Origin of the sequence: Stenotrophomonas sp. SAU14A_NAIMI4_5, from assembly GCF_003086795.1 — a bacterium.
Lineage (GTDB): Bacteria > Pseudomonadota > Gammaproteobacteria > Xanthomonadales > Xanthomonadaceae > Stenotrophomonas.
This window is the reverse complement of sequence record NZ_CP026003.1, coordinates 4,524,339-4,544,666: the sequence shown is the minus strand read 5'-3', so window position 1 is coordinate 4,544,666 and position 20,328 is coordinate 4,524,339. Positions and strand designations below refer to the sequence as shown.

Annotated in this window: 14 protein-coding genes; 6 read left to right on the top strand and 8 right to left on the bottom strand. The window is 70.0% G+C overall.

Translation table 11 applies throughout. The features are described 5' to 3' along the window. Positions 1-27 precede the first annotated feature (27 nt). Complete coding sequence (locus C1925_RS20710) at positions 28-777, bottom strand: MlaE family lipid ABC transporter permease subunit (RefSeq protein ID WP_079224408.1); 750 nt, start codon at positions 775-777, stop codon at positions 28-30. Continuing rightward, entirely contained in the window at positions 777-1,565 is a 789-nt protein-coding gene (locus tag C1925_RS20705) for an ATP-binding cassette domain-containing protein (RefSeq protein ID WP_079225437.1), read from the bottom strand. Before C1925_RS20705 ends, C1925_RS20710 begins: the two co-directional genes overlap by 1 nt. Positions 1,566-1,777: 212 nt before the next feature. Between C1925_RS20705 and recC the strand changes: the two genes are divergently transcribed. From recC to recD, 3 genes are read left to right on the top strand one after another with little or no spacing between them, the layout of a single operon-like run. Next, positions 1,778-5,119, top strand: a complete 3,342-nt coding sequence (gene recC / locus C1925_RS20700; protein ID WP_108770536.1) for an exodeoxyribonuclease V subunit gamma — start codon at positions 1,778-1,780, stop codon at positions 5,117-5,119. Further along, positions 5,116-8,769, top strand: a complete 3,654-nt coding sequence (gene recB, locus C1925_RS20695) for an exodeoxyribonuclease V subunit beta (protein ID WP_108770535.1) — start codon at positions 5,116-5,118, stop codon at positions 8,767-8,769. The genes recC and recB overlap by 4 nt, the downstream gene beginning before the upstream one ends. Next, positions 8,766-10,631 (top strand): exodeoxyribonuclease V subunit alpha, encoded by a 1,866-nt coding sequence (gene recD / locus C1925_RS20690; RefSeq protein WP_108770534.1) that lies wholly within the window; start codon positions 8,766-8,768, stop codon positions 10,629-10,631. The genes recB and recD overlap by 4 nt, the downstream gene beginning before the upstream one ends. 355 nt (positions 10,632-10,986) lie before the next feature. Here the strand turns inward: recD and C1925_RS20685 are convergent, their stop codons facing one another. From C1925_RS20685 to C1925_RS20660, 6 genes are all read right to left on the bottom strand, one after another. Further along, on the bottom strand, positions 10,987-11,385 hold the full coding sequence (locus C1925_RS20685) for a hypothetical protein (protein ID WP_108770533.1): 399 nt from the start codon (positions 11,383-11,385) through the stop codon (positions 10,987-10,989). 92 nt (positions 11,386-11,477) lie between these two features. Further along, on the bottom strand, positions 11,478-13,517 hold the full coding sequence (locus C1925_RS20680; RefSeq protein WP_108770532.1) for an FUSC family protein: 2,040 nt from the start codon (positions 13,515-13,517) through the stop codon (positions 11,478-11,480). Between the two features lie 3 nt (positions 13,518-13,520). After that, entirely contained in the window at positions 13,521-14,981 is a 1,461-nt protein-coding gene (locus C1925_RS20675; RefSeq protein ID WP_108770531.1) for an efflux transporter outer membrane subunit, read from the bottom strand. Beyond that, positions 14,978-15,895: an efflux RND transporter periplasmic adaptor subunit gene (locus tag C1925_RS20670; RefSeq protein WP_108770530.1), complete on the bottom strand. Its 918-nt coding sequence runs from the start codon at positions 15,893-15,895 to the stop codon at positions 14,978-14,980. Before C1925_RS20670 ends, C1925_RS20675 begins: the two co-directional genes overlap by 4 nt. After that, a complete protein-coding gene (locus C1925_RS20665) occupies positions 15,892-16,101 on the bottom strand; it encodes a DUF1656 domain-containing protein (protein ID WP_010487502.1) in 210 nt (69 codons plus the stop codon). The genes C1925_RS20670 and C1925_RS20665 overlap by 4 nt, the downstream gene beginning before the upstream one ends. A 108-nt stretch (positions 16,102-16,209) precedes the next feature. Then, positions 16,210-16,665 (bottom strand): MarR family transcriptional regulator, encoded by a 456-nt coding sequence (locus C1925_RS20660; protein ID WP_108770529.1) that lies wholly within the window; start codon positions 16,663-16,665, stop codon positions 16,210-16,212. A 774-nt stretch (positions 16,666-17,439) separates the two neighbouring features. On the opposite strand from C1925_RS20660, the gene folE reads away from it, so the two are divergent. From folE to C1925_RS20645, 3 genes are all read left to right on the top strand, one after another. Then, a complete protein-coding gene (gene folE / locus C1925_RS20655; RefSeq protein ID WP_079224393.1) occupies positions 17,440-18,051 on the top strand; it encodes a GTP cyclohydrolase I FolE in 612 nt (203 codons plus the stop codon). 112 nt (positions 18,052-18,163) lie between these two features. Then, positions 18,164-19,633: a DUF3375 domain-containing protein gene (locus tag C1925_RS20650; protein ID WP_108770528.1), complete on the top strand. Its 1,470-nt coding sequence runs from the start codon at positions 18,164-18,166 to the stop codon at positions 19,631-19,633. Next, positions 19,620-20,321 carry a DUF4194 domain-containing protein gene (locus tag C1925_RS20645; protein WP_108770527.1) on the top strand — a complete coding sequence of 234 codons (702 nt, stop codon included), beginning with the start codon at positions 19,620-19,622 and terminating at the stop codon, positions 20,319-20,321. The genes C1925_RS20650 and C1925_RS20645 overlap by 14 nt, the downstream gene beginning before the upstream one ends. Positions 20,322-20,328 lie beyond the last annotated feature (7 nt).

The following is a 20,328-nucleotide window of genomic DNA, read 5'->3' as shown; positions in this document are numbered from 1 at the left end:
GCGCCCTGCGCACCGCCGGAGGAGGGGTTAGGTGAACAACATTGCCGACAGCACGAAGTTGAACATCAGCACCAGCAGCGAGGCGTTGACCACCGCACGGGTGGTGGCCACCGAGGTGCCTTCGATGGTCGGCTCGGCGTGGAAACCGACGTAGGACGCGACCAGCGCGGCGGTGCCGCCGAAGATCGCCGACTTCAGCATCGCCACGCCGAAGTCATCCCAGAAGTCCACGCTGTTGCGCAGCGCCGACCAGAACACGCCATTGTCCAGGCCCAGCACGTGCACCGCTTCGAAGTAGCTGGCACTGATGGCCAGCGAACAGAAGATGCCGGTGAGCAGCGGCACGGTCAGCACCGCCGCCCAGAAGCGCGGGGCCACCGCCTTGGCCACCGGGTCGATGGCCATCAGCTCCAGCGCCTTGATCTGGTCGGTGGCACGCATCAGGCCCAGTTCGGCGGCGATCGAGCTGCCGGCGCGGCCGATGAACAGCAGCGCGGTCAGCACCGGTGCCAGCTCGCGGTACAGCGACAGGCCGAGCAGGGTCGACAGCGCGTCGGCCGCACCGAAGGTGGTCAGCGTGCGGTAGCCCTGCAGGGTCAGCACCAGGCCGACGAAGGCACCGCCGACGGCGATGATCGGCAGCGAGCGCGCGCCGATCTTGTAGATCTCGCGGGTCAGCTCGGCGAGGAAATCACGCGTGGGCAGCGAACCGCGCAGCACGGTCAGCGAGAACAGGCCGGCGCGGCCCAGCGAACGGGTGGCTTGCACGAACGGCATCAGGCAACCCTCGCGCGCGGCGCGGCATCGAACGGAATGGGGCCATCGGGCTGGCCGTGCAGGAACTGCCGCAGCAGCGGGTCCTGGCTGGACTGCAGCGCTTCGGGCGTGCCCTGGAACACGATGCCGCCATTGGCAATGGCGATCACCTGGTCGCAGATCGGCAGGGTCTCGTGCACGTGGTGGCTGACGATGATGCTGGTCAGGCCCAGGCTGTGGTTGAGGCGCTGGATCAGGCTCATGATGACCCCCGAGGCGATCGGGTCCAGCCCGGTCAGCGGCTCGTCGTAGATCATCAGCGGCGGGTCCAGGGCCAGCGCGCGGGCCAGTGCCACGCGGCGCGCCATGCCGCCGGACAGCTCGCGCGGCCAGGCATCGGCGGCGGCCAGCAGGCCCACCGCGTGCAGCTTCATCTGCACCAGCCGGCGCAGCACCGCCGCCGGCAGGCGGGTATGGGTGCGCAGGGGCAGGGCGACGTTCTCGGCCACGGTGAGGTCGGTCAGCAGGCCATTGCCCTGCAGCAGCACGCCCACGCTCTTGCGCATTTCCAGCAGCGCGCCGCTGTCATGCGGGATCGGCTTGCCGAACAGGGTGACCTCGCCGGCGACCGGGCGCAGTTCGCCGGTCAGCGCGGCCAGCAGGGTCGATTTGCCGCTGCCGGACGGGCCCAGCACCGCAGTGATGCTGCCCTGCGGAACCTGCAGGGAAACGTCACGCAGGATCGTGCGTCCGCTCCGGTCGATGCGGACGTTGGACAACTGCACCAGACTGGAGGCGGAAGCCGACATGGGCACCATTAACGTTTTTTAGACATCGAAGGGTGGGGTCAGCCGGCTGAACATAAGCAGACTGGACGGTCCAGTATTGTGGCACGTCGCGGCCACCGGCAGGCCGGGACAATTTCCGGCGGCGCCGGAACAATCCATCGCAGCGCTCGCTGCGCGCCCCAGTGACGTGCGTCACCATTGAATACTGCCGGGCGTCCTGCACACTGTGCACGATGACCGACCCGTTCAGCGACTTCCGCCTCTATCACTCCAACTCGTTGGACGTGCTGGCCGCCCTGCTGGCCCGAAACGTGCGCACTCCGGTGCCGGGGCAGCCGCTGCTGGCGCCGGAGGTGGTGCTGATCCCGCAGGTGGCGATGCGTCGCTGGCTGCAGGCGACACTGGCGGCCGAGTACGGGGTCGCCGCCAACCTCGAGTTCCTCACCCCGGGTGAGTTCGTCGCGCGGGCGCTCAACGCCAATGTCGATGGCGAAACCGACGACCTGGACGCCGCCGGCCTGCACTGGAAGCTGTACCAGGCGCTGCGCGACCCCGTGCTGCTGGCGCAGCCACCGATGCGTGCGCTGCAGGCCTATCTTGCCGGGGGTGACGCCCTGAAGCCGTGGGCGCTGGCCGGTGAACTGGCCTCGGTGTTCGAGAAGTACCAGGCCTGGCGCCGCGACTGGCTGCTGCGCTGGGATGCCGGCGCCGACCCGGCCGACCCGCAGGCGATCCTGTGGCGGGCCATTTCCGCAGGACGCGGCTACCGCGCGCGCCGCATCCAGGACTACCTCGACCGTTTCGAAGGCCCGGACAAGCCAAAACCACAGGGCCTGCCGCCGCGCCTGTCGGCGTTCGCCACGCTGAACATCTCGCCCGACGTGCTGCGGGTGATGGCCACCCAGGCCCGGGTCGGCGAGCTGCACTTCTATATGCCGACCCCGGTGCAGTCGTACTGGGGTGACCTGCAGACCCTGGCCGAGCGCCTGCGCAGCGGCGCACCCGATCCCTTTGGCGAAGCCGCCGGCGAGAACCGCCTGCTGGAAGCCTGGGGCGCGGCCGGCCGCGACTTCATGGCCGTGCTGGGCAGTTACGAAGTGGTGCACCCGGCCGGTGAGATCGCCGCGTACTCGGATCCCGAAGACGACACCCGCCCGACCCTGGCCGAGGGCGGGCTGGCCGACAGCCTGCTGCACCGCCTGCAGCGCGACCTGTTCCACCGCCGAGCGCTGCCCTCGGGCGAGCTGCGCGAGGAACCGCGCAGCGATGACCCCAGCCTGCAGGTGCACGCCTGCCACACCCGCCTGCGCGAACTGCAGGTGCTGCACGACCAGCTGCGCAGCCTGCTGCAGGACCCGCGCTTCGACCCGCCGCTGCAGGCCCGCGAGATCGCGGTGCTGGCACCGGACATCGATCCCTACGTGCCGTACCTGGAAGCCGTGTTCGGCGGCCGTGGCGGCGACGAGGAACACATTCCCTATGCGCTGGCCGACAGCAGCCCGCTGGCGGGCGAGCCGCTGGCCGATGTGTTCGTGCACCTGCTGTCGCTGCCGGTGTCGCGGTTCGGCCTGAACGAGATCCTCGACCTGCTGGCCAGCGCACCGCTGGCCGAGGCGGCCGGGCTGGAGGCGGTGGACTTCGACCGCCTGCATGGCTGGCTGCAGCAGGCCGGCGCCCGCTGGGGCATCGACGCCAACCATCGCGGCCAGCTGCAGGCACCGCGCGACGACGCCTACACCTGGCAGTTCGCGCTGGACCGCCTGCTGCTGGGCCACGCCACCGGCAGCGATGTCGACCTGGCCGGCGTGGCACCGTGGATCGAGCTGGAAGGCGGCGCGCTGGACGCGCTGGACCGGCTGCTGCGCCTGCTGCGCGTACTGGCGCTGTACCAGCGTCGCCTCGGCGAGACCCTGACCCCGGCGCAGTGGCGGCAGCGCCTGCTGTCCCTGCTGGATGCGCTGCTTCCGGAAGCACCCAGTTCGCCCAACAGCCAGCGCGCGCTGGAGCGCCTGCGCAAGCTGCTCAACCAGTTCGCCGACGACGCCCGCAAGGCCGGCTTCGAGGACGGCGTACCGCCGGAAGTGGTGCGTGCGCATTTCGCCGGCGCGCTGTCCGAGGCCGATACCCGTGCGCCGCTGCTGACCGGCGGCATCAGCTTCGGCCGCATGGTGCCGATGCGCCTGCTGCCGTTCCGGGTGATCTGCGTGCTGGGCCTGAATGATGGTGACTTCCCGCGCCGCGACCCGGCGGCTGGCCTGAACCAGCTGACAGCCGAGCTGGACACGCCGCGCCGTCGCCCGGGCGACCGCTCCACCCGCGAGGATGACCGCTTCCTGTTCCTGCAGCTGTTTGCCGCCGCGCAGGACGTGTTCTACCTGAGCTACCTCGGCGCCGACCCGCGCGATGGCAGCGTGCGCGAGCCCTCGGTGCTGGTCAGCGAGCTGATCGACGCCGCCGCCGAGTACCACCAGGCGCCGGACGAGGCCAAGCGTGCGTTAACCGTGCGCCACGCGCTGCAGCCGTTCTCGCCCGCCGCCTTCGGTGAAGGCGACCCGCGTCGTTTCAGTTACCGCCGCCAGTGGCACCCGGCCGCAGGGCGCATGGCCGGCCAGCGCGGCGGGCTGCAGCCGTGGTTCGATGCCGCGCTGCCGCCACCGCTGGATGACGCGGTGGAAGACGAGGTCGCCCTGGACACGCTGCGCCGCTTCCTGTGCGACCCGGCCGGTCAGTTCCTGGCCCAGGCGCTGGGCCTGCGCCTGGCCGACGATGTCGAGGAGGTGGACGACCTGGAGCCGCTGGTGCTGTCCTCGCGCGGGCCGGAAAAGCGCAGCGTGCAGGCCGCAGTGGTGCGCGCCACCATCAGCGGTGATGTCGAGCCGCTGTACCCGCGCCTGCGCGCGCGCGGCCTGCTGCCATCGGGTGCGCTGGGCGAGCGCCAGTTCGAAGCCGAACAGCTCAAGACCCGTCCTTATGCCAGCGCGATGCTGGGCTGGATGCAGGGGCAGCCGCTGGAAAGCCGCCGCTACGAAGTCGAGATCGACGGCGTGCGCCTGCACGGCCGCGTGGCTGATCGACATCCCCAGGGCCTGGTGCGCCTGCGCGCCGGCACGCTCAACGGCAACGCGGTGATCCGCCAGGGCCTGGACTGGCTGCTGGCCAACGCGGCCGGCGATGCGCTGCCGCTGGTGCAGTTCCACGATGGAGGTGATGCCGGCCCCGGCCCGCACATCCAGCCGGCACCGGGCGCGGCGGCCGCACGCAGTGCCCTGCGCGCGCTGCTGCAGCTGCGCCAGCGCGGCCTGCGCGAGCCGCTGCGCTTCGCACCCTATACCGGCTGGGTGCTGTTCACCGCACCGGTGGAAAAACAACGCAGCGAAGGCTGGAAGCAGTGGCACGGCAGCGACCGCAGCTGGGGCGAAGCCAACAGCGATGCCTGGCAGCTGCTGCTGCGCGGCGCCGATCCCTTCGCCGATGACGACAGTTACGCCGACCTGGTGCGCAACAGCCAGGTGGTATTCGGCGCGGTGCGCGACGGGCGTGGCCCGGGTGGCACCGGCAAGGAGGCCGACGCATGAGCACCCCCGTGAACCCCACCCCCGTGGACCCCTACCTGCTGCTGCCACTGCAGGGCATCGGCCTGATCGAAGCCAGCGCCGGTACCGGCAAGACCTTCACCCTGGCCACGTTGTTCACCCGCCTGGTGGTGGAACAGGGCCTGCGCATCGGCCAGATCCTGGCGGTGACCTTCACCGATGCCGCCACCCAGGAGCTGCGCAAGCGCATCCGCGAGCGCCTGGCCCTGGCTGCGCGCCTGGTGGACCTGCCGCCGGCCGACGACGAGGCGCCCGATGCGCTGCTGACCCGACAGGTGCTGCAGCGCCATCTCGACGAAAGTGGCGAAAGCGCTGCCGCGCTGAAGCGCCGCCTGCAGGTGGCCGCCGACGAGATCGACCTGGCCTCGATCTTCACCATCCATGGCTTCTGCACCCGCGTGCTGCGCGAACATGCGCTGGAAAGCGGGCACACCTTCGATCCGCCGGAACTGCTGGCCAGCGACCGCGAGCTGCTGGAGGAACTGGCCGCCGACCTGTGGCGCGTGCACGCCAATGATCCGGCCACGCTGGAGCCACTGCTCTGGCTGTGGTCGAACCCCGATGCGCTGGCCTCGGACCTGCGCGCGCTGCTGGCCTCGCCGCCGCTGTACCCGCGCCCGCAGCCGCTGGCGGTGGATGACCCGCGCCCGGCGCTGCAGGCCGCCGCGGCGGACCTGTCGCTGGCCGTGCGCGAGCACGGCGAGCAGTTCTTCCTCGATCTGTGCGAGGCGGTCGACAACAAATGGATCAACGGCGTTTCCTACAAGCTGGGCTGGCTGCACCCGCTGGGCCGGCAGCTGCTGGCCTGGGCCGCGCGCGACGATGCCGGCGAGCTGCTGAGCAGCGACCGCCTGCCGGCGCTGCTGGCCGATGCGCTGGTGGCCAAGACCAACAAGAAGTTCGTCGACCGCACGCCGTCCTCGCCGCTGCAGGCTCCCCTGGAGCGCTACGTGGCGCTGCTGGCCCAGCGCGAACAATGGCTGCGCGCTGCGTCGCTGAATTTCCTGCACAGCCTGCGTGAAGAAGCCACGCAGCGGCTGGCCATGCTCAAGCGCACGCGCCGGGTGCAGACCTACGACGATCTGATCGATGGTGTGGCGCAGGCGCTGGAGGGTTCGCAGCGGCTGGAGCTGGTGCGCAAGCTGCGCCTGCAGTACCGCATCGCCCTGGTCGATGAGTTCCAGGACACCGACGATCGTCAGTGGGGCATCTTCCACACCGTGTTCGGCGATTCGCCGGAGGTGCAGGAACTGGGCCTGCCGCCGGCGCTGTTCCTGATCGGCGACCCGAAGCAGGCGATCTACGGCTTCCGTGGCGGTGACATCCACACCTATCTGAAGGCCAAGCAGGCTGCACGACCGGCACCACCGCTGGACCAGAACTTCCGTTCGCGGCCCTCGGTGCTGCGCGCGCTGCAGGCCCTGTACGACAACGGTGGCGACGACGCCTTCCTGGAAGCAGGTATCGGCTTCGAGCCGGTCCGCCCCGGTGGCGTGCGTACGGACGACGACTACCTGCGCGACGGTGCCGCGGCCCCGGCACTCACCCTGCGCGTGCTGCGCAGCGAAGGCGACAAGGCGATGAGTGCCGACGCCTCGCGTGCTGCCGCGACCCAGGCCTGCGTCGCCGCCATCCACCAGACCCTGCTGGATGCGCGTGCCGGTACCGCCGTGCTGCGCGGCCGCGCCGTGCAGCCCGGTGACATCGCCGTGCTGGTGCGCTCGCACCGCGAGGCGACGCTGGTGCAGCGCGCGCTGGCGGCGGTGGGCATTCCGGCGGTGGCGGCGGGCAAGCAGAGCCTGTTCTCCACCAGCGAGGCACGCGACCTGCGCGCGCTGCTGCTGGCCCTGCTGCAACCGGCTGACGAAGGCCGCCTGCGTGCGGCGCTGGCGACGGTGCTGCTCGGCCAGCGGGCCAGTGCGATCGCCAACATGGAACGTGAGGGTGACCTGCAGCGCGCGTTCCAGGCGCAGCTGCTGCACTGGCGCGAGCGCTGGCAGCGCGGTGGCCCGTTCGCCGTGGTGGCCGATGTCTGCGCCGCACAGGGCGAACGCCTGCTGGCGCTGATCGATGGCGAGCGTCGGCTGACCAACTACCTGCAGCTGGGCGAACTGCTGCAGGAAGCCTCCGCGCAGGCGCTGGGCATGCATGGCCTGCTGGACTGGCTGCAGGGGCAGATGGCCAATGCCGACCAGAACGACGAGCAGCAGCTGCTGCGGCTGGAGTCGGATGCGCGCCGCGTGCAGATCATCACCCTGCACAAGAGCAAGGGCCTGGAGTACCCGCTGGTCTACCTGCCGTTCGTTGGCATCGACGGTGGCGCACCCAACAACGCCGCGCACTGCACCGTGCACGTGGGCGGCGAGCGCCAGCTGCACTGGAAGCTGGACAAGGACGAGGCCTGGGATGCAGCCAGCGGCCAGCGCGAACGCGAGCAGCGCGCCGAGGATGCGCGCCTGCTGTACGTGGGCCTGACCCGCGCCGAGCATGCGCTGTGGATCGCCATCGGCGATCTCGCCGGGCTCGGCAAGACCCGCCTTGCGCCGCTGCTGGGCGACCTGCAGGCGCTGCACGCGCACCCCGATGTGCACATCGACGACAGCGATCCGGTGCTGCGGCTGCCGCAGCTGCCGGTCGAACAGGACGGCGAACTGCCGGCCGTGCGCAGCCTGACCCGGCGCGTACCGCACGACTGGTGGGTGTACAGCTTCACCCAGCTGGCGCATGCCGATGCCGGCGACGACGTCGAAGCAGCAGCCACCGAACTGCCGGCACCGGCCGCCGACGAACCGGCGGGTGCGGAACTGCCGCTGGAACCGGCCCTGCCCGAACCCGCAGCTGCCGACGCCGCACCGTTGGACCCGCGCTTCATGGGCAGCCGTTTCGGCAACGTCCTGCACGAAGCGCTGGAGAACGTCGATTTCGCCGCCTGGGGCGGCTGGACAGCCGACCAGCCCGCGCCCGAAGGGCAGGCCGACCTGCTGCGCAAGGCGCTGCACGACGAAGGCTATGCCGACGAGGACCTGGACGATGGCGTGGCGGTGCTGGTGCCGCTGGTCGGCCATACGCTCACCGTCGCACTGCCCGAAGGCGGTGCCCTGCACAGCCTGGGCGAGGGTGAGCGCCGCGCTGAAATCGAATTCCACTTCGCCATCGAACCGACCGCCGTGCCCGCGCTGCTGCAGCTGCTGCACGCGCACGGCATTTCCAGCGCGCGCCGCGGCTTCGGCCTGCGCCGCCGGTTGGAAGGGCTGATGACCGGCAAGATCGACCTCACCTACGTGCGCGATGGGCGCTGGTACGTGCTCGACTACAAATCCAACCGGCTGCCGGGCTACAGCCCGGACCTGCTGCAGATCGCCATGCGCCACAGCGAATACGACCTGCAGGCGCTGATCTACACCGTGGCCCTGCACCGTTGGCTGCGCTTCCGCCTGGGCCGCACTTACGACTACGCGCGTGACATGGGCGGCATCCGCTACCTGTTCTGCCGTGGCCTGGATGGCAACGGCAATGGCGTGCACGTGGACCGCTTCGCGCCGGAACTGGTGGATGGACTGGATGCGCTGTTCGCCGGGGGCGACGCCGCCCATGCCGACCTGGTCGCGCGTGCCCTTGGAGCCAGCGCATGAGTGCCACCCTGCTGCAGCAGCTGTACCGCGGTGGCCACCTGCGCACCCTCGACCACGCGTTGGCCACCAGCCTGCGGCGGCTGCGCGAGGACACCCCCGATGGCGTGGCGGTTGCCGCCGCGCTGGCATCGCTGGCGGTGTCACAGGGGCACGCCGCCTTCGATCCGTCACAGCCGCAGCGCCTGCTGGAAGGCTTCCACGCCTGGCCCGCACCCGCGCAGTGGCTGGCCCAGCTGCAGGCATCGCCGTGGGTAGCGCAGCCGGAGGATCCCGAGGCGGCCGCCGATGAGGCACCGCTGGTGCTGGAAAACGGCCTGCTGTACCTGCGCCGTTACCGCGAATACGAGCGGCAGCTGGCTGCCGGCCTGCAGCGCATCGGCCGACATCCATTGCCGGCGCCGGACATGGCGGCGCTGGCGCCGTTGTTCGCGCGCCTGTTCCCCGTTGCCGCCACCCAGGAAGACCACCAGGCGCGTGCCGCCGGCGTGACTCTGCGCCACCCGTTGGCGCTGGTCACGGGCGGCCCCGGTACCGGCAAGACCACCACCATCGCGCGCCTGTTGCTGCTGCTGGCCGCGCAGGCCCTGCATGCCGGCGAACCGCTGCCGCAGGTGGCGCTGGCCGCGCCGACCGGGCGCGCCGCCGAGCGCATGGCCGAAAGCCTGCGTCTGGCCGTGCAGCGCCTGCAGGAAGAAGGCCTGGACCCAGCGCTGTGCGCGGCGCTGCCGAGCACCGGCACCACCCTGCATCGCCTGCTCGGTGTCATTCCCGATTCGCCGCGCTTCCGCCACCACGCCGACAACCCGTTGCCGGTGGACGTGGTGGTGGTGGACGAAGCCTCGATGATCGACCTGCCGCTGATGGCCAAACTGATCGATGCCATCGCCAGCGGCACGCGGCTGATCCTGCTGGGTGACCCGGATCAGCTGCCCTCGGTGGAAGCAGGCGATGTGCTCAGCGCCATCCTGCGTGCCAGCGGCGATGGCGGCGGCACCCGAGCCGATGACGCGCAGGCCCTGCATGGACTGCTGGCCGCGCCGACCCTGCAGCCGCAGGCCGCGCCACGCTCCTTCGCTGGCCGTCGCGTGCAGCTGCAGCGCGGCTACCGGCAGAGCGATGCCCTGCAGCTGGCACCGCTGGCGCAGGCGGTGCGCGAAGGTGACAGCGGCACCGCGCTGGCCCTGCTGCGTAGCGGCAGCTTGTCCGGGATCAGCTTCCACGAAAACGATGCCGACCCGCTGCGTGGCCAGCGCGAACACCTGCTCTCGCACTGGCGCGCGCTGGCCGAGGCCGAAGACCCCGGCCGCGCGTTGCAGCAGGCCGGTCGCCTGCGCGTGCTGACCGCCCTGCGCGAAGGCCCCCAGGGCGCACGCGGGCTCAACAGCCGCATCGAACAGCTGCTGGCCGGCAACATGCCCGGCTACTTCCAGGGCCGCCTGCTGCTGGTGACTGAAAACAGCTACCGCCATCGCCTGTTCAACGGTGACATCGGCATCTGCCTGCGCGACACCAGCGGCGCGATGGTGGCCTGGTTCCCCGGCGACACCGCCGAACAGCCGCGTGCCTTCCACCCTGCCGCACTGCCCGCGCACGAAAGCGCCTTCGCGATGACCGTGCACAAGGCACAGGGCTCGGAGTTCGATGAAGTGTGGCTGCAGCTGCCGCGGCAGGACAGCCGCGTGCTGTCGCGCGAACTGGTCTACACCGGCCTCACCCGCGCCCGCCAGCGCCTGCATGTGGCCGGCAGCGAAGAGGTGCTGGTGGCCGCGCTGAAGCGGCATGCCAGCCGTCTGAGTGGCCTGGCCTGGCGGCTGGGCGCCGAAGCGGGGTCGGATCCCGTTCCCGACGGGAACGGGCTCTGACCCCATCCACGCATGGCGTGGATCTGCTGGCAACTGCGGCTGTTGGTAGGTGTCGACCGTTGGTCGACACATCTGTCAGACATCGATATCCGACCCCGTGCCGACCAACGGTCGGCACCCACCAGAGCAGAGCGCCGTTCCGACAGCCGCGGGAAACTGTCGAAGGCGGGGTGGGTCCGGTTGAGGGGGTGTGAGCGGCATGGATGCCGCGACCAAGCCCCCATGGACGGGTTTACGGCGTCCCCCTCAACCGGACCCGCCCCCGCCATCCCACGGATAGCCAGCTTTTGACGTTGAGGTTGCCGGCCAGCGGCCGGCACTACCGCAGGTGCAGGGCGTAGCCCTGCCGCCACCTTCATTCCGCGATCAACACCAGCCCATCCGGGAACACGATCGCCGCTTCATCCGCACTCAGATCGAAGAACCCCACGCCGTGCTTCTCGGCCAGGTCCTGCACGCGCCCATGCGCGCGCTCTGCCACCGAATAGGCGAACGCGCCGTAGATCACCGCGCGGCCGATGCTGTAGTCGGTCACCTCGGCACGGTCGTCATCGTCGTTGCTCAGCGGCCCGTTCATCGGCGGGAAGTCCCGCGCCATCTCCGCGAACCACGCCTGCAGCGCCGGGCTGCTCACCGCCGGATCGTCGTACTCGTGGTTCTCGCCCCACTGCGCCTGCTTATCGAACCAGGCGATGAAGGCCGCTGCTTCGCGGGGTGCAGCGCTGGGCTCGAACACCATCATGTCGTAACTCATTGAACCGTCCTGTGCATGGCGGGGTCAGAGCCTTCGCCGTTGGCGAAGGATCCGACCCCGGCGCGGGGTCTGTGGCTGCACAGGGTATCGCGCTACGGCTGTTCGGCCGCACTCATCGACAAGCCCGGCGCCAGCGCCTTCGCTTCGGGGAACAGCGCGAAGCGCAGGCCGATCAGGCCCATCAGCGCCTCGTCGCGTGCCTTGCAGGCGCCCACGCCACCGACCCGGCCCAGCGACGTATCCAGGCGCTCGCGCAGTGCTTCGGCGGCGGCAATCGGCCGGCGTGCGGCAATCTGCCGACGGTAGTGCGCGGCGATCTCTTCCAGGATGTGCTCGACCGCCTCGCGGCTGCGCTCCGGCAGTTCCAGACGGGCACGGCGAAGCTGCAGGATGTTCAGGCCGATGCGCGCCTCGTTGAGCATGTCCACCGAGGCGATGTCGCTGCCTTCCGGCGTCGCCGCCAGGCGCGGGGCGAGCAGGCCCAGCAGGTCCAGCATGCGTGCGGCGAAGCGCTGGCGGTCCTGCTGGCCGCGCCCTTCTGCGGCTTCGGCCAGCGTGGTCCAGCCCTGCCGCACCAGCCGGCGCGCGGTCCACTCGGCACCCACCGAACGGAACAGGCGGGTCATCACCACCGCGAAGCCAATGCCGATGAACATCGCGATGGACGAGTTGAGGAAGCTCTGGATGTTGGCGCTGTAGGTGTTCTGCAGGCTCAGCAGCGCGGCCAGGTTGACCGTCAGCGGCAGCGCGAACAGCGCGCTCTTGGGGTGGTGCAGCAGCAGGCCCAGCGGCAGGAACGCCACCGCCAGCACCAGCGCCAGCAGGCCGAAGTCGTGCACGGCCGGGAACACGCCGAACAGGTACACGCCGGCCACCAGCGAAGCGACGATGGCCCAGACCAGGAACGAGACCATGCTCGGTGCCGGGTCGTCCTGCGCGGCGAAGAACGCGGCCGTCACCGCCGCCATCATCGCGCCGTTGCCGCCGCCTTCCCACCCCAGGCCGATCCACAGCACGCAGTAGCTCATCAGCGCCACGCCGGCGCTGAGCGCGGAGAACAGCGCCATGCCGTAGTCGACGTGCTTGTCGGTGGCCACGCGCTCGGTACGGATGCGGTAGTGGGTGCGGTCCAGCGGCGCGGTGCCGTGGTCGATCGCGTGCTGCAGGGTGCGGCAGTCCTGCCACAGGTCCACCAGCTCCTCCAGGCGCAGCAGCAGGCTGGCCAGCTGCAGGTGCTGCAGGTCGCTGTCCACCTGCGGCTTCAGTGCGCTGATGCGTGCACGCAGGCGGGCATAGTCGCTGGCACTGGCGGGCGTATCGATCCAGTCGTGGATGTCATCGACCAGCGCCGGCAGGCCCTCGGGCAGCGTCTGCCCCTCGCTGCGCAGCGCGCTCAGGCGGTCGGCAATCGACGACAGCACCGGCAGCAACAGCAGCATGCGCTCGCGCAGGCGTTCCATCGAAACCGCAGAGCCCGCATGGCGCGGATCATCGCGGCGCAGGAACTCGATGAGCGCCTCGAACTGCACCAGGTCGGCGGCCAGCCGGTTGCGCGGGGCATGGGCGCGGCCACGCTCGAGGATCTGCCGACACCACTGCGCGGCATCCTCCATCCAGTTGCCGATGCGGGTGCGCAGCATCGGCTGCACCGAGGCCGGGAACAGCAGCGACGCGGCCAGCACCGCCACCACCGTGCCGAGGATGATCTCCTCGCTGCGCGCCACCACCGTGTCGAAGATGGTTTCCGGCGAGGTCACCGCCGGGAAGCCGATGAAGGCCGTGGTGTAGCCGGCCAGCAGAAACGCGTAGCCGCGCGGGCCACGATTGAGCAGGGCCAGGAACAGGCAGCCTGCCAGCCAGATCGACATCGCCGCGCTCAGCACCATCGGCGTTTCCACCAGCGCCGGCAGCACCAGCAGGGTGGCCAGGCCGGCCACCAGGGTGCCGACGATGCGGTACACGCCCTTGGCCCGGGTCGGGCCCAGCAGCGGCTGGCTGACGATGTACACCGTGCCCATCGCCCAGTACGGGCGCGACAGGTTGCCGGCCATGGCGATGTACAGCGCGGCCACTGCGGCCAGGTAGGTCTTGATCGAGAACAGCCACGCCTGGCGGTCGGTCAGCGCGTTCATGGCTTACTTCGCCGTGGCCTGCGCGGTGGCGGGGGCGACCGTGGTCTGCCAGCCGCCACCCAGCACCAGGAACAGATGGATCTGGTCGCGCGAGACCTGCGCCTCGGCCGCGGCCAGGGTGGCATCACTGGTCACCAGGCTGCGGTCGGCATCCAGGCTGGACAGGTACGGGGTGCGCCCGGCCTGGTACAGCCGGCGGTTCTGCTCGGCGGCCAGCGCGGCCTGCTGCTGGGCTTCGCGCAGCGACTGCAGGCGGCGCAGGTCCTGCGCGTAGCGGTCCAGCGCGGTCTGCGTCTCGCGCAGGGCCTGCAGCACGGCATGGTCGAACTCGGCCAGCGCGGCATCGGCACCGGCCTCGGCGGCGTGGATGCGGGCATGCGTGCCCGAGGACGGCAGCGTCCACGAGATCAGCGGGCCGATCGACCACTGCTGGGTCATCGGCTGGCCGAAGTCCTCCAGCAGGCCGGCGGCACCCAGCGAGGCACCCAGACGGATGTCCGGGTACAGCTCGGCGGTGGCCACGCCGATGCGTGCGGTGGCCGAGGCCAGCTTGCGTTCGGCCTGGCGGATGTCGGGGCGGCGCTGCAGCAGGGCGCGGCCATCACCCACCGGCAGCGGCTGGGCCAGGCGCGGCGCGTCGGCGCAGTCGATCACGCCGGCCGGCAGCTGGCCGGGGGTCTGCCCCAGCAGCGCGGCCAGGGAATAGGCCGCGGCCGAACGCTGCGCGCGCAGCGGCGGCAGTGCGGCTTCCAGCAGGGCCACCTGCGCGTTGGCGCGGGCCAGCTCCGGCGGCGTGCCGCGGCCGGCATTGATCAGGCGCTGGGTGACCGAGCGGCTGCGCTGCTGCAGCTGCAGCGAATGCTCGGCCACGTGCAGTTCGTGGTTGGCGTGGCAGATTTCCAGGTAGCTGTCGGCCACCTCGGCCACCACGCTCACCTGCGCCAGGTCGCGTGCGGCGGCTACTGACTGCTCGTCGGCGCGGGCCGCTTCGGCACCACGCTTGAGCTTGCCGAACAGATCGAACTGGTAGCTGACCGCGAACTTGCCGTCGGCCAGGTTGATCACCGGCAGCTCGTGTTCCTGCAGGAAGGCTTCGGCCGACAGCTGCGCGCGGCTGACGCCGGCTTCGGCTTCGTATTCGAAGCCACCGGCATCCATCGCCTGTTCGTACACGGCGGCGGCACGGCGCAGGTGCGCATCGGCGGCCTTCAGCTCGACGTTGTCACGCAGCGCCTGGGTGATCAGGCCATCCAGCACCGGATCGTTGTACAGCGACCACCAGCGGTCGGGTAGCGCCTGGTTGGCGGCAACATCCGGGTTCTGGGTATCGATGAAGGCGGCATTGGCCTCCGGGCGCTTGAAGGCCGAGCCTTCCGGCAGGGCGTAATCCGGGCCGACAGTCTTGCAGGCCGCCAGGCTGGCCAGCGCAACGATCAGGCCGAGACGGGGCAGGGTGGTGTTCACAGGCCCGCCTGTGTCGGCGTGGTGCCGGCCTTGTCTGCGTGCTTCCTGCTGTTGGTTTCGACCGTCACCGTGGCGGTACGGCCGGCGATCAGTTCCACGCCCTGGGGCACGTCGTCGATGGCGATGCGCACCGGGATGCGCTGCGCCAGCCGCACCCAGTCGAAGGCCGGGGTCACGTTCGGCAGCAGGGTGCTGCCGTTGCTGCGGTAGCGGTCCTCGATGCCGGCGGCGATGCTTTCGACGTGGCCGCGCAGCGCGGTCGACTCGCCCATCAGGCGGATGTCCACGGCCTGACCGGGTGCCACGCCGCGCAGGCGGGTTTCCTCGAAGTAGCCATCGATGCGGAACGAGCCGGTATCCAGCAGCGCCAGCACCGGCTTGCCGGCCACCACGTAGTCGCCCACGCGCATGGTGCGATCGTTGACCCGGCCGTCGGCCGGCGCGTGCACTTCAGTGCGGGCCAGGTTCAGATCAGCCAGGTCGACTGCGGCCTGGGCGGTGGCCAGCGACGCCTGCGCGGCCTGCAGCTTGGCCCGGCGCACTTCGGCGTCCTCGGCGGCCACCAGGTCCTGCAGGCTGCGGTCGCGGCCGATCTCGCGGCGCAGCTGCGTCACCGAGGCCTGGCGCTCGGCCAGGCTGGCCTTGGCCTGCTCCAGCGCGATGCGGTAACGCGCACGGTCGATCACGAACAGCACGTCGCCCTTCTTCACCGCCTGGTTGTCGGCCACGTTCACCGATTCCACCAGGCCGGACACATCAGGGGCCACCTGCACCACGTCGGCGCCGACATGGGCGTCGCGGGTCCACGGCTCATCCATGTAATAGACCCACAGCTGGCGCAGGACCAGCAGGGCCACGATCACCGCCGCGCTGGTCAGCAGTATGGGAAGGGTCTTCTTCACGATCTTGTTCACGATTGCATCCAACGCAGGAGGTGGAACAGCAGGCCCAGCACGATCCCGTACAGCGCCAGGTTGAACAGCGCCGGATGCCAGACATGGCGGTAGGCACCGGCACGCTGCAGCAGCGCGTGCAGGCCGCTGTTGACCAGGTAGGCCAACAACATCAACCCGAGCAGGGTCGGGACGAACACTCCGTGGAGACTGAATTCACCGGGCATCGGTAGGGGGGCGAGATGGGGGAGGGGAGGGCAACACACAGGACAACGGCAACGGGCAAAAGCCGCTGGCGCCTGCACGGCAGCGGCGGTGTTTCAAGGACAACGCGCTTACGTGATGCGGTCGGCCGCCTCGGCCAGCAGGCGCCATGCCTTCAGCACGGCCTGCAGTTCATCCATGGAAAGTTCGCCGAACACGTCCTGGCGCAGGCCGATGAGCTGTTCTTCCAGCTCGCGCACCAGCGCCTGTCCCTCGTCGGTCAGCCACAGCAGGTTGGCGCGGCGGTCGCTGGCGTCGCTTTCGCGGCGGACCAGGTCGCTGGCGCACAGCTTGTCCAGCAGGCGCACCAGGGACGGGCCTTCCATGCCCAGCTGCTGGGCCAATGCCACTTGGCGGATACCGCCGCCGGAGCGGCCGATCATCAACAGGGGCATGGTGCAGGCGGTGGAGATGCCGTAGCTGCCGAGCCGGCTGTCGGCCAGGCGCTGCCACTGCCGTCCTGCATAGAGCAGGCCGGAGCTGAGCTGCATCTGCAGCCGGGTACGGTCGTCGAGGGGTCGGTCCATAAGAGATAGATAGGATACTACTAATTTCATTCCTATCAATAGTTTTTGCTGAATGGGTGATTGGGGGTGGGTGGGTGTACTGAGGAAAGCGTTGCGCCTCGTGTGCTGGCGGGTGGGGTGGCGCAGGGCCGGATGGGCCAGGACACGCCGTAAACCCCCCTCCGGGGTCCGGCCCAGCCGCTGGCGGCTGTGCGTTCGGGCGCTTGCGAGGCATGCCTCGCAAGCAAAGCGCCCTCACCCATGGGGGCTCGGTCGGCGCATCCATGCGCCTCACGGTCCTGCCCTGCCGCCCTTCCCCATCCCTGGCAGTTTCCTGCGGGCGCGGCGAGGCCACCCGAAAGCGGGGGCAAAAGCTGGTGGTCATGGCTTCGAAAGGACCGCGCCGCTGCTGCTGTGGTGGGTGCGGACCGTTGGTCCGCACTGCTCCTGCCCTTGCCTTTAAAGAGCCAACCCACCGCGCCCGCGGGGTGATGGGAGGGTGGCGCAGGGCCGGATGGGCCAGGACCGCAGGCGCCATGGATGGCGCCTACGAGCCCCCAAGGGTGAGGGCGCTTTGCTTGCGAGGCATGCCTCGCAAGCGCCCGAACGCACAGCCGCCAGCGGCTGGGCCGGACCCCGGAGGGGGGTTTACGGCGTGTCCTGCCCTGCCGCCCTTCCCCATCCAAACCGATAGCAGGCAGGCGCTACGACGCCCCCCCGATGAACCGTCCTAACAGGACGACCCACCCCCCGGTCGGGTACGATGCTCGCCCCCCTTTCGGGACGCTGTAAGCAATGAGCAAGAACAACGAAAAGGCCGCCCCGCAGGGCGATGTGACCCAGGACCAGGCCGAGGATGCGGTGCGCACCCTGCTGCGCTGGGCCGGTGAGGACCCGTCCCGTGAAGGCCTGCTGGATACCCCGCGCCGCGTCGCCGAAGCCTATGGCGACTGGTTCAGCGGCTACCGCGACGACCCGCGCGCCTACATGGAGCGGACCTTCGAGGAAGTGGCCGGCTACGACGAACTGATCGTCCTGCGCGACATCGAGTACGAAAGCCACTGCGAACACCACATGGCGCCGATCATCGGCCGCGTGCACGTCGGCTACCTGCCGGCCGGCAAGGTGGTGGGCATCAGCAAGCTGGCCCGCGTGGTCGAAGCCTACGCCCGCCGCTTCCAGGTGCAGGAAAAGATGACCGCGCAGATCGCCCAGTGCATCCAGGATGTGCTGCAGCCGATCGGCGTCGGCGTGGTCGTCGAAGGCGCCCACGAATGCATGACCACCCGCGGCATCCACAAGCGCGGTGTCAGCATGGTCACCTCCAAGATGCTGGGCAGCTTCCGCGACGACGCGCGTACCCGCGCCGAGTTCCTGCGCTTCATCGAAGTGGGCGGCCGGCGCTGAGCCGCTTGCCCGCACCGCGCCGGCCCCGCGTGGCCGGCACGCCCACGGCTGCCCCCGCGGCGGCCGTGCATGGCTGCCCGCAGCCTTCTGCGTCCATGACTCCCTTCGCTGCATGAAGCACCGCGAACGTATTGCCCGTTACCGCCATCTGCGCGAACAGCCCCAGTGGAAGCTGCTTGCCGCCGACCACGCCCCGGAAATCATCGGCCTGCTGCAGGGCCTGCTGATGGACGGCGAGCGCACGCTGCCGTCCTCGGTATTGAACGAGCGCCTGCAACGCGCGCTGGACCAGCTGGCCGGCGACGAACTGTCGCGCGAGCTGCCGCGTACCGCCCAGGCCTACATCGCCCACTGGCTGGCCCAGGGCTGGCTGGAACGCCGCCTGCCCGAAGGCGCCGACCAGGAGCAGTACGAGCTGTCGACCCAGGCGCTGCAGGCGATCCGTTTCGCTGACAGCCTGGAGCAGGCCCGCGTGGCCGCTACCGAAAGCCGCTTGGCGCTGGTCATCGAGCAGCTCTCCGCGCTGGCCGCACAGACCGAAGCCGATCCTGATGCGCGCCTGTCGGCGCTGCACGACGAGCGCGACCGCATCGATGCCGAGATCGCCCGCGTCGGCGCCGGCCGCGTGGTCGCCCTTGACGGCAAGCGCGCGCTGGAACGCACCCGCCAGATCATCGGCCTGGCCGACGAACTGACCGAGGACTTCCGCCGCGTGCGCGATGACTTCGAGCAGCTCAACCGCGATTTCCGCGAACGCATCATCGACGACGAAGGCGAGCGCGGCGACGTGCTGTCGCAGTTGTTCGAAGGCGTCGACGTCATCGGTGAAAGCGATGCCGGCCGCAGCTTCCAGGCGTTCTGGCGCCTGCTCAACGATGCCGAACAGAGCGCCCAGCTCGACGCCGCGCTGGAGGCCGTGCTCGCGCGCGGCTTCGCCCGTCGCCTGGACCGCAACGAACGCAACTTCCTGCGCGGCTTCACCAGCACCATGCTGGAACGCGGCGGCCAGGTGCACGACGTACTGCAGAACTTCGCGCGCAGCCTGCGCGGCTTCGTGCAGAGCCGTGGCTACCTCGAACAGCGCCGCCTCAACCAGCTGCTGAAGCAGGCGCAGTCCGAAGCACTGGCCCTGCGCGATGATTTCCCCGCCCAGCGCAGCATCGGCCGCGACCTGCAGCTGACCACCAGCCGCCTGCGCTCGTGGTCGCAGTGGAAGCTGCACGACCCGCGCAGCGCGCAGGTCGATGGCAACGTCGAATACAACGATGCAGCCGCCATCAGCCTGGAAAGCGTGGGCGACCTGGTGGCCTCGTCGGAAATCGACTTCCGTACCCTGCGCCGCGACCTGCACGAACTGCTGGACGCACAGCCGCGCCTGAGCATCGCCGAAGCCTTGGCCCAGCGCGACGCGCCGCAGGGCCTGGGCAGCGTCATCGGCTATCTGTCGCTGGGCACGCGCTTCGGCAACGTGGTCGCCGGCGAGCAGGAGCTTGCGCAATGGCGCGGCGGCGACGGCCAGGTGCGCCGCGCACGTATTCCGCTGGTTTGGTTCACCCAGGAGAGACGCCATGAGCTGGCATGAAGATCCCATCGAAGCAGCGGCGCCCGACCTGGTCGAAGACGCCTACGAGGCCGAACCGGCACCGGTTGCCGCACAGCCGCGTCGTGGCAACGACGTCTATTACATGGGCGATACCGGCCGCCTGCCGCTGGATGCGCGCCGCGCGCTGTGCCAGCTGCTGATCGGCCCCAGCATCGACCAGCTGCGCCACGCCAAGCTGTGGCCGGCGCTGATCCGCAGCGAAGCCGCGATCCGCTCGGCACTGGCAGACCTGTTCCTGGAACTGGTGCTGGACCGTGACAGCGGCGTGGCCTTCACCCGCCAGGCCGATACCGAAGACGTCGACGCGCCGGTGCTGCTGCGCACCTCGCCGCTGACCTTCATCGATTCGGTGCTGCTGCTGTACCTGCGCCAGCAGCTGGCCGAGGCCGATGCGCGCGGCAACCGCGCCGTCGTCGCCGACGCCGAGATGGCCGAAGCGCTGGCCATCTACGAGAAGAACCTGTCCACCGACCGCGCCGGCTTCAACCGCCGCGTCGCCTCGGCCGTGCAGAAGATGAAGGACAACCACATCCTGACCCGCCTCGGCGGCCAGGAAGACCGCCACGAAGTCTCGCCGGCGCTGAAGCTGATGTTCTCCGCCGAAGACGTGTCCCAGCTTTCGGCGGTGTACCGCCAGCTGCGCGAAACCCCGGCTGCAGAAGCCTGAGAGACCC